Annotated in this window: 9 protein-coding genes; 3 read left to right on the plus strand and 6 right to left on the minus strand. The window is 64.1% G+C overall.

The genetic code is table 11. The features are described from left to right. The first annotated feature begins 70 nt into the window (after positions 1 to 70). Entirely contained in the window at positions 71 to 478 is a 408-nt protein-coding gene (locus tag DPM33_RS34730; protein WP_112102002.1) for a tautomerase family protein, read from the plus strand. A 138-nt stretch (positions 479 to 616) separates the two neighbouring features. Then, positions 617 to 2839 carry an AMP-binding protein gene (locus tag DPM33_RS34735; protein ID WP_112102003.1) on the plus strand — a complete coding sequence of 741 codons (2223 nt, stop codon included), beginning with the start codon at positions 617 to 619 and terminating at the stop codon, positions 2837 to 2839. A 12-nt stretch (positions 2840 to 2851) separates the two neighbouring features. Here the strand turns inward: DPM33_RS34735 and DPM33_RS34740 are convergent, their stop codons facing one another. From DPM33_RS34740 to DPM33_RS34750, 3 genes are read right to left on the minus strand one after another with little or no spacing between them, the layout of a single operon-like run. Further along, on the minus strand, positions 2852 to 3667 hold the full coding sequence (locus tag DPM33_RS34740) for a CDP-alcohol phosphatidyltransferase family protein (protein WP_112102005.1): 816 nt from the start codon (positions 3665 to 3667) through the stop codon (positions 2852 to 2854). Between the two features lie 3 nt (positions 3668 to 3670). Beyond that, positions 3671 to 4585 (minus strand): phosphatidylserine decarboxylase, encoded by a 915-nt coding sequence (locus tag DPM33_RS34745; RefSeq protein WP_281004854.1) that lies wholly within the window; start codon positions 4583 to 4585, stop codon positions 3671 to 3673. Further along, positions 4485 to 5741, minus strand: coding sequence for a DMP19 family protein (locus DPM33_RS34750; RefSeq protein ID WP_112102009.1), 1257 nt, complete (start codon positions 5739 to 5741; stop codon positions 4485 to 4487). The genes DPM33_RS34745 and DPM33_RS34750 overlap by 101 nt, the downstream gene beginning before the upstream one ends. Before the next feature lie 212 nt (positions 5742 to 5953). Between DPM33_RS34750 and DPM33_RS34755 the strand changes: the two genes are divergently transcribed. Continuing rightward, entirely contained in the window at positions 5954 to 6847 is an 894-nt protein-coding gene (locus tag DPM33_RS34755) for an SMP-30/gluconolactonase/LRE family protein (protein ID WP_112102011.1), read from the plus strand. Here the strand turns inward: DPM33_RS34755 and DPM33_RS34760 are convergent. From DPM33_RS34760 to DPM33_RS34770, 3 genes are all read right to left on the minus strand, one after another. Next, complete coding sequence (locus DPM33_RS34760; protein ID WP_112102014.1) at positions 6823 to 7164, minus strand: antibiotic biosynthesis monooxygenase family protein; 342 nt, start codon at positions 7162 to 7164, stop codon at positions 6823 to 6825. The two genes, DPM33_RS34755 and DPM33_RS34760, sit on opposite strands and share 25 nt — an antisense overlap. A gap of 313 nt (positions 7165 to 7477) precedes the next feature. Continuing rightward, the gene (locus DPM33_RS34765) at positions 7478 to 9361 is read right to left on the minus strand and encodes an ABCB family ABC transporter ATP-binding protein/permease (RefSeq protein WP_112102016.1); all 1884 of its coding nucleotides are present in this window, start codon (positions 9359 to 9361) and stop codon (positions 7478 to 7480) included. Continuing rightward, complete coding sequence (locus tag DPM33_RS34770; protein ID WP_112102018.1) at positions 9361 to 9696, minus strand: ArsR/SmtB family transcription factor; 336 nt, start codon at positions 9694 to 9696, stop codon at positions 9361 to 9363. Before DPM33_RS34770 ends, DPM33_RS34765 begins: the two co-directional genes overlap by 1 nt. Positions 9697 to 9768 lie beyond the last annotated feature (72 nt).

Raw genomic sequence — 9768 nt, forward strand, 5'->3', positions numbered from 1 at the left:
TATTGACGAGTGAATGAGCTCACACCTCTTCCATCGAAGGCGCCAGACGCCAAACCCGAAGGAGAGAAAAATGCCTATCATCAACGTCAGCGTCACCGGCAAGCCGAACGCCAAGCTGTCCGCCGCCATCGCCAAGGATATCACCGAGATCACCGCCAAGGAGTTGCGCAAGGATCCGACCATCACCGCGGTCGCCGTCAACTACATCGACCCGCAGCACTGGTTCGCCGGCGGCAAGTCGCTGGCCGAGCACGGCACCAACACGTTCTGGCTGGACATCAAGGTCGTCGACGGCACCAACACCAAGCTCGAGCTGGAGGCCTATCTCAAGGCGATCTTCGAGGCTTTCGGCCGGCTGCTTGGCGGCGTGCATGAGGAAAGCTACGCCCTGGTGCACGAGGTGCCGGCCGCGGCCTACGGATTTGGCGGCAAGAGCCAGGAGTTCCGCTTCATCAGCGGCAGGTTGAAGGCGGCGTAAGCGTCGTCTTCCCCTTCTCCCTTGTGGGTGAAGGGAAGCTTGCTCCACTCCACATTGACCTTGCCCGCACTTCCGCTACCCTCTGCCATCGAAGCGGCCGCTCAAGAGCCGCGCCCTGGAGGAGACTGGGAGAGCGGCATGATCCTGACCCTGGCGCTGCTGGCGGGCCTTGTCTTTGCCTGGTTGCTGATCGCCGTGATCGAGCGGTTCCGGCTCGACCTGCGCTTCACCCAGGCGCTGCTCTACGTGCCGTTCAAGCTCGCCTGGCGCATCGCCGACAATCGTATCCGCATTGCCCGCAGCGCCAAGACGCCGGTCATCTATGTGGTCTCGCACCAGTCGCGCATCGAGCCGGCGCTGATGCTGTCGCTGCTGCCCGACGACACGCTGCATATCCTGGACGGGGCCTCCGCGCGGTCGCCCTGGCTCGAGCCGTGGCGCGAGCTTGCGCGGACCATCGCTTTCAATGCCGAGCACGTCTTCGTCAGCCGCCGGCTGGTGCGCGTGCTGAAGGGCAAGGGACGGCTCGCCGTCTACCTGCCCGACAATGTCGAGCCGGACGTCAAATCCTTCCGGCTGTTCCGTGCCGTCACCCGCATCGCCACGCAGGCCGACGCGCGCATCGTGCCGATCTTCGTTGCCGGCACGCGCGACCTGCCGTTCTCGCTGACGCCGAAGGAGAAGGCGCCTCGCCACTGGTTCCGGCGACTGTCGGTGAGCGTGCTGGAGCCGATGACCGTCGCCGAGCTGGTGGCGCGCAACCCCGACATGGCGTCCAACACCAACGCGCTGTTCGACCGCTTCGCCGAGGCGCGGCTCCACGGCGCCAATCTCGACCGCGGCCTGTTCCTCGCCATGCGCGACGCCGCCGATCGCGTCGGCGCGTCGCATCCGATCATCGAGGATGTGATTTCCGGCTCGCTCGGCTATCGCAAGCTGTTCATCGGCGCGCGCGTGCTCGGCCGCCATTTCGAGGCGGCGACAGCGCCGGGCGAAGCAGTCGGCGTGCTGTTGCCCAACGCCAATGGCGTGGTGCTCACCTTGGTCGGCCTGATCTCCTCGGCCAGAGTGGCCGCCATGATCAACTACACGGCCGGTCCGGCCAGCGTGACCGCGGCGGTCCGTACCGCCGTCATCCGCACCGTGGTGTCCTCCCGCGCCTTTATCGAGAAGGCGGCCATCGACGACATCGTCGCCGCGGTCGAGGCGGGTGGCGCCAAGATGCTGTGGCTGGAGGATGTGCGCGCCGGCGTCACAGCGCTGGACAAGGTCGCCGCCGCGCTTTTGTGGCGATTGCCCTTGCAAAGGCAGGAGGCGGGCAAACCAGCGGTCATCCTGTTCACCTCGGGCTCGGAAGGCACGCCGAAGGCGGTGGTGCTGTCGAACCGCAACCTGCTTGCCAATGTCATGCAGGCCGAAGCGCGCGTCTCGGTCTCGCCGGCCGACATCCTGCTCAACGTGCTGCCGGTGTTCCATTCCTTCGGGTTGACCGGCGGCACCATCCTGCCGCTGGTGCTGGGCATAAAGCTGTTCCTCTACCCCTCGCCGCTGCACTACAAGATCATCCCCGAGATCGCCCGCAAGGTGAAGCCGACCGTGATGTTCGGCACCGACACCTTCCTCGCCAACTATGCCCGCACCGCCAAGGACGGCGACTTCTCCAGCCTGCGCTTCGTCGTGGCCGGCGCGGAAGCGGTGAAGCCGGAAACGCGGCGCACTTATCGCGACCGCTTCCAGGCCTCGATCGTCGAAGGTTTCGGGCTGACCGAGGCGGCACCCGTGGTGGCGGTCAACACCGCCATTCACGGTCGCGACGGCACGGTCGGGCGACCGCTGCCGGCCATCCGCATGAAGCTCGAGCCGGTCGAAGGCATCGCCGAAGGCGGCCGCCTCTGGCTCGACGGGCCGAACATGATGATGGGCTACATGACCGCCGACAGGCCGGGCGAATTGCAGCCGCTGGAAGGCTGGCACGACACCGGCGACATCGTCTCGATCGACCGCGAGGGCTTCATCACCATCCGCGGCCGGGCCAAACGCTTCGCCAAGATCGCCGGCGAGATGGTATCGCTGGGCGCCGTCGAGATGCTGGTGCAGTCGCTGTGGCCGGAAGAGCGCCACGCCGCGGTGGCGGTGCCGGACAAGCGGCGCGGCGAGCGCATAGTGCTCGTCACCACCGCCGACGATGCCAGCGCCGAGGAACTGCGCCAGTTCGGCAAGAAGGCCGGCGCGGCCGAGCTGATGGTGCCGAACGACATCATCAAGGTGGACGAGATCCCGGTGCTGGGCTCCGGCAAGACGGACTATATCTCGGCGCGCAAGCTGGCGATCGATCGGTTGGGGCTGAGCGCGGCGGCGTAGATAAGGGCGCAGCTACCCGATATCCGAAGGCGGCACCTTCTCGCCTTCCAGCCGCGCGCGCTTGGAATAGGCGCGCACCGAGAACGGCAGGAAGAGCAGATAGCCGCCGACCGACGCGGTCAGCGTGTACCAGGGATAGGCCATCAAGAGCAGGATATAGAGCACCACGCCGAGGATGACCGGCAGCACCCTGTCGCCCGGCACCTTGACGCTTTTGCCGGAATAGACCGGCAGGCGGCTGACCAGCAGAAACGCGACCAGGATCGTGAAGCCGGTGGCGATGAAGGCGGCCGGCCGGGTGGGCTCCAGCCCGAGGCGCAGGAAATAGAGATAGAGCGGCAGCATGACCAGCACGGCGCCGGCCGGGGCCGGCACGCCGACGAAATATTCGGACTGCCAGGCCGGCTGGTCGTGGTCCTCGGCCAGCACGTTGAAGCGGGCGAGCCGCATGCCGCAGGCGATGGTGAACAGAAGTGCCGCGATCCAGCCCGGCGAACCGGCGCGGTCGAGCAGGAAGGCGTAGAGCACCAGTGCCGGCGCGACACCGAAATTGACGATGTCGGCCAAAGAATCCATCTGGGCGCCGAATTTCGAAGTCGCCTTCAGCATGCGCGCCAGCCGCCCGTCGATGCCGTCAAGGAAGGCGGCAAGCAGCACCATGACGACAGCGATCTCGAAGCGGTTCTCGAAGGCGAAGCGGATGCCGGACAGGCCGGCGCAGATGGCGAGCACCGTCACCAGATTGGGCAGCACCATGCGCATCGGGATCTCGCGGATGCGCGGACCGCCGCTGGCATGGGCCTCGAATTTTTTGAACGGCGCGCCCAAGGCTCAGGAAATCCTGACCAAGGGCGTGACCGCGGTGCCGCCGAATTCGGCAAGCACGGTCTCGCCGCCGACCGCGGTCTGGCCGACCGCGACGCGCGGCACGGCGTTCGACGGCAGGAAGACGTCGACGCGCGAGCCGAAGCGGATCAGGCCGAAACGCTCACCGATGGCGATCGAGCCGCCGGCGTCGGCCCAGCAGACGATGCGCCGCGCCACAAAGCCGGCGATCTGGACGGCGGCAATCGTACCGTTCGGGCTGTCGATGACCAGGCCGTTGCGCTCGTTCTCCGCACTTGCCTTGTCGAGCTCGGCATTGAGGAATTTTCCGGGCTTGTGCTCGATGCGCGTGATCCGGCCGCGCACCGGAGCGCGGTTGATGTGGCAGGAAAACACGTTCATGAACACCGAAATGCGGGTCATCTCGCCGGAGCCCAGTCCAAGCTCGCTCGGCGGCACGGCGGGTCCGACCGCCGAAATCACGCCATCGGCCGGGCTCACCACCAGCCGATCGTCGACCGGCGTGACGCGCTCGGGATCGCGATAGAAATACACGCACCAGGCCGTGAGGATCAGCCCGATCCAGAACAGGATCGAGGAAAAATAGCCGAGAAACAGCGTTGCCGCGCCAAAGGCGGCGATGAAGGGATAGCCTTCGCGGTGGATCGGAACGAACGTATTCTTGACCGAGTCGAGAAGGCTCATCGGGCTTGGGGCGGTCCCTGTTTCAGGTTGCGCCTCAATAGCCGAAAGCCCTCCTCCCCGCAACGCAACAATGGCGGAGGATGGGCGGAGCACGGATACCGCGAACGGCAGGTATTTACCGGGCGGCAGCGGAGCGGTCAAAATGCGCGCCGAGTTCAGGCATCGTAGCCTCGGCGAGCTTTTCGTAATCCTCGCCACACAAGAGCACACTGCCATTCGGCGAAGACAGGGAGAGGAAGGTCCGGTCAGACGCCAGCACCACCCAATTCACAACTGGCCCCTCCGCCGTTTGCGCCACCGAGTTAGCTGAAACGATGGCACCTAGCGGATCAAAGCCCGCCTTGCGTAGCAGAAGGTCGACAGCGACAGGAGCATGATTTTGTTCAGACAGTTGGATCACTGTCTCAATCTCGGACTCCTCCGCCCGTCCAAGCAGTGTCCCGACACTCGGTGCGTTAGCTCCCAACGGGTTCTCACCCGGGCGCATGACAGGCGGGTCTTCAGGGGCGACATACTCGTAAACTGCCACGCGTGTCTTTGTCGCGGCGCATAGCCGAAGCTCGTTCGCGCTGGTGCGCAGTTGGAAAACCATCCGCTTTTCGCCCTCGACGTCCAGCATCCTCGCCATGCCGAACCTCAGTTTGATCTCCGATGGCGATATCGTTGCGCAGGCGAGGCCGGCGCCGACTTCGCGCTGGCTCAACATCTGACGCACCAGTTTGCTAACCGACTCGTGAAGAAGCCTGCCCTCGCGCTGGGGGTTGGACAGCACTAGTCGATCGATCGCATCATCGTAGTTGTCATCATCGACGATTTGCAAATCGGGCCAAGAAGCGATCCAACGCGCGAGCAAATCCTCCATCGGCATGGCGTCATCGGCTTCGTAGAATGCATCATCAAGTGTATCCAGGAAATCGTCGCGACCACCCTCGAAGCCCGTTTGTTTCGCTGCTTCGTCAGGATGCTTGGCAATCCAGGCTGACATCTTTTCCAAAGTTGCCAGCTGCCCTTTTGCCCCACACGCGCTGAGCCCGGCTCTGGCGTCGGCAATCATGGTGTCGATTTCGCTGCCTGCATTGTGGATGAATTGACTATGGCCGCCGTTCTTTACCTCCGAGGAGTACCCGTCCGCGTGAAAGACCTGCATCGCTTTCGGGTTGATCTCCGGATGGCGATAGAGCCCTTTGGAAACCATCGTGACTACGAATTGCATGACAGCGAAGACGAGATGAAATGACTCTTCGTCGAACTCTTCGACCTTTGAACGAGGTACTATAATCGAAGATACCAGAAGGCCATCTCCCCTATCTGCGGAAACCAGCGATTTCTTCTCGGCGGCCTTGTTGGATTTGCGTGAGAAAAACCAAAACATTCGAAATGCTTCCGCGAGACGAAAAAACGAGGCCGAGATTATCTGTGACGCGACAATATCATCAGACCTTGGATTTTAAAGTCACCCGAATGTAACCGAGTTTGTTGGCGCAAGGGCCGCGCGATGGGCGGGCTCAAATTATTGAACGACTATGTCGGCGCGCCATAAGCTCGCTCGTCCTTGGCCAGACAAAGCGCCCACGGAACCAGCCAATGCCATCATCAAGCAGCGTCAGGAAAGCCAATATCATCACCGGGGGCCTTGCCTTCGGCGAGTCGCCGCGCTGGCATGACGGCCGGCTCTGGCTCTGCAACTGGGGCACCGGCGAGATCGTCGCAGTGGACGAAGACGGCAAGAGAGAGATCATGCTCACGATGCCGGCCGTCCTGCCCTTTTCGATCGACTGGCTGCCGGATGGACGATTGCTTGTCGTTTCCGGCCGGGAGGGCCTTCTGCTCCGGCGGGAAGCGGACGGAACCCTCGCCACCCATGCCGATCTCAGGCAATTATCGAAAAATCCCTGGAACGAAATCGTCGTCGATGGGCGCGGCAATGTCTACGTCAATGGCGGCGGGCCGGCACCGGCGCCGGGCGAGCATTTCGGACCGGGCACGATCGTGCTGATCACGCCGGACGGCACGGTCCGGCAGGTCGCCGAGGATATCGCCTTCGCGAACGGCATGGCGGTGACGCCGGACAACCGAACGCTGATCGTCGCCGAATCCCACGCCAGGCGGCTCACGGCCTTCGCCATCGGCGAAGACGGGAGCCTTTCCAGGCGGCGCGTCTGGGCCGATCTCGGCGACGACTTTCCCGACGGCATCTGCACCGATGCCGAAGGCTGCGTGTGGTATGCCGACGTGCCGAACCGGCACTGTGTCAGGGTGCGCGAGGGCGGCGAGAAAATCGACAGGGTCGAGGTCGATCGGGGCTGCTTTGCCTGCATGCTGGGCGGATCCGACGGCAGGACGCTGTTCATCCTCGCCGCCGAGTGGCGTGGTTTCGAAAACATGGTGAGCGACGCCCGCACCGGCCAGGTGCTGAGCATCGCCGCATCTTCGCCCGGAGCCGGCTGGCCGTCTTACACCTCCGGCACCCGCTGGTAGTTGGCGATGTCGGCCTTGACGCCGAGGCGGGCGATGGTTTCCTGCGCGCTGAAGGCGATGCGCTCATGCGCTGCCTTGACGATCGGAACCACCTTGTCGACCGCCGCCTGGCTTTCCCATTCGACCATGGTGACGATGTTGAACTCGCCGGGGCCGGAGAACTGTTCGAGCAGGAAATCCTGCACGAAGCCTTCCTGCTGGCGCAGCAATTCATGCGTCATGAAGACCTTGCCGATGATCTCGTCGCGCGCCGCCGCCGGCACGACGAATTTGTCGACCCGGAACACGCTGCCGGTGTGGTGATTTGTGGTGCTCATTTCGATCCATCTCCGTTTGGAAGGTTGCTTGGCAGGAGGCTCGGAGACGGTTTGCAAGCTCAAGATAGGTTGAGGTCAAGGGGATTTTTGCGCCGGCGGTCGACGCTGCTGATCTCCCCCCTTGTGGGGGAGATGTCCGGCAGGACAGAGGGGGGGCGCGAAGGAACGCGGCCCTTCTGATTTCAGCGAGGACGAACCGCGAGCCAGCAGATGTTTGTGGATCTGGAAGGCGTTGACAGGGTCGCGGGACAGCGCCCTCCTCTGCCCTGCCGGGCATCTCCCCCACAAGGGGGGAGATTAGCGCTCCATCGCCTCAGCTCACCTCCGACGTCCTGCGCCGCACGATCACGCCCAGCTCATCGCTTTCGCGGGCGATGCGCAGGCGCTCCTCGGCCTCGGTCGCCTCGCGCTGGCGATCCCACATCGAGGCGTAGAGGCCGTGTTTGGCCAGCAGCGCCGCATGCGTGCCCCGTTCGGCGATCTGGCCGTCCTTCAAGACGATGATCTCGTCGGCCGAGATCACCGTCGACAGCCGGTGCGCAATCACGATGGTGGTGCGGCCCTTGCTGACGAGGTCGAGGGCTGCCTGGATTTCCTGCTCGGTGTGGCTGTCCAGCGCCGAGGTTGCCTCGTCCAGCATCAGGATCGGCGGCGCCTTGAGGATGGTGCGGGCGATCGCCACGCGTTGCTTCTCGCCGCCCGACAGTTTCAGGCCGCGCTCGCCGACCATCGAGCGATAGCCTTCGGGCAGCTTGTCGATGAACGGACCGATCTGGGCGAGCTCGGCCGCCTTGCGCACCTCTTCCTCGCTGGCGCCGAAGCGGCCGTAGCGGATGTTATAGGCGATGGTGTCGTTGAACAGCACCGTGTCCTGCGGCACCATGCCGAGCACGGCGCGCAGGCTCTCCTGCGTGACGTCGCGGATGTCTTGGCCGTCGATCAGCACCTGGCCGCCCTGGACGTCGTAGAAGCGGAACAAAAGCCGCGAAATGGTCGACTTGCCGGCGCCGGAGGGCCCGACGATCGCCACCGTCTTACCCGCCGGCACCTCGAAGGAGACGCCCTTCAGGATCTTGCGATTGGGATCATAGGAGAAATGCACGTCGCGGAATTCGACCTTGCCCGGGCCGACCTTCAAAGGCTTCGCGTCCGGCTTGTCGACGATTTCCTGCGGCACGTCGAGCAGGTCGAACATGTGTTCGATGTCGGTCAACCCTTGCCGAATTTCGCGATAGATGAAGCCGATGAAGTTGAGCGGTACCGAAAGCTGGATCAGCATGGCGTTGATGAAGACGAAGTCGCCGACGCTCTGGGTGCCGGCCTGCACCTCCAGCGCCGACATGCACATGACGATGACGGTGCCGAGGCCGAAGATGACGCCCTGGCCGAAGTTCAGCCAGCCGAGCGAGGTCCAGGTCTTGGTCGCGGCGATCTCGTAGCGCGCCATCGAGCGGTCGAAGCGCTCGGCCTCCATGCGCTCGTTGGTGAAATATTTGACCGTCTCGAAGTTGAGCAGCGAGTCGATCGCCTTGGTGTTGGCGTCGGTGTCGCTGTCGTTCATGTCGCGGCGGATCGAGATGCGCCAGTCGCTCGCCCTGACCGTGAACCAGACATAGACGGTGACGGTGATGGCGACCACGGCGACGTATTTCCAGCCATAGGTGAAGGCGAATATGCCGGCGGTCAGCGCGAATTCCAGGATGGTCGGCGCCGTGTTCAGCATGATGAAGCGCACGATCGTCTCGATGCCCTTGGTGCCGCGCTCGATGATGCGCGAAAGACCGCCGGTGCGGCGCTCGAGATGGAAGCGCAGCGACAGCTGGTGCATGTGGACGAAGGTGCGGAAGGCGAGCTGGCGCACGGCATATTGCCCGACACGGGCAAACAGCGCGTCGCGCAGCTGGTTGAATCCGAGCTGGATCAGGCGCAGCACGTTGTAGGCGACGACCAGCGCCACCGGCGCCAGCAGGAAGGACGGCAGCGGCGGCGGCGTTTTCGCGGCATGGGCCAGCGCGTCGGTCGCCCATTTGAAGAAATACGGGCCGGCGACCAAAGTGAGCTTGGCGACGACCAGAAGCAGCGTCGCCCAGGTGACGCGGGCTCTGAGATCGGCGCGCTCGGCCGGCCACATATACGGCCAGAGATTGCGCAATGTGGTGAGGGTGCCGGCTTCGGCGGATACGGTCTTTTCGGCCACTAGTCATGCCTTTTGGGTGAGAAGCTGGGGCAGCAGGAGTTGACGAGTTCGGTGAGCGAGGCGGAGACGCCCGCCAGGGCGGCATGGTCGACCGCGTAGCGCGAACGCTGGCGGTCGGCCTCGAAGCGGACGAGCCCGGCCTCGACCAGGATCTTCAGATGCTGCGAAACGGTCGACTGGGCAAGGTCGAGATGGTCGACCACCTCGCGGCACGAGCAGCAGGCGCTGGCCGAGAGGCGCTTCAAGATCTCGATGCGCGCCGGATGCGAGAGCGCCGCCAGGCGCAGCGCCATGGCGCGGCTCTCCGTGCAGCGGGTTTCGGGGGATTCGGTCATCGTCCATCGCCGATAGACGATGAAGGGTGACAGGGCAAGCTAGGCGGATGGGTAGCAAGGATAATCTCCCCC

It is taken from the genome of Mesorhizobium hawassense (assembly GCF_003289945.1).
GTDB lineage: Bacteria > Pseudomonadota > Alphaproteobacteria > Rhizobiales > Rhizobiaceae > Mesorhizobium > Mesorhizobium hawassense.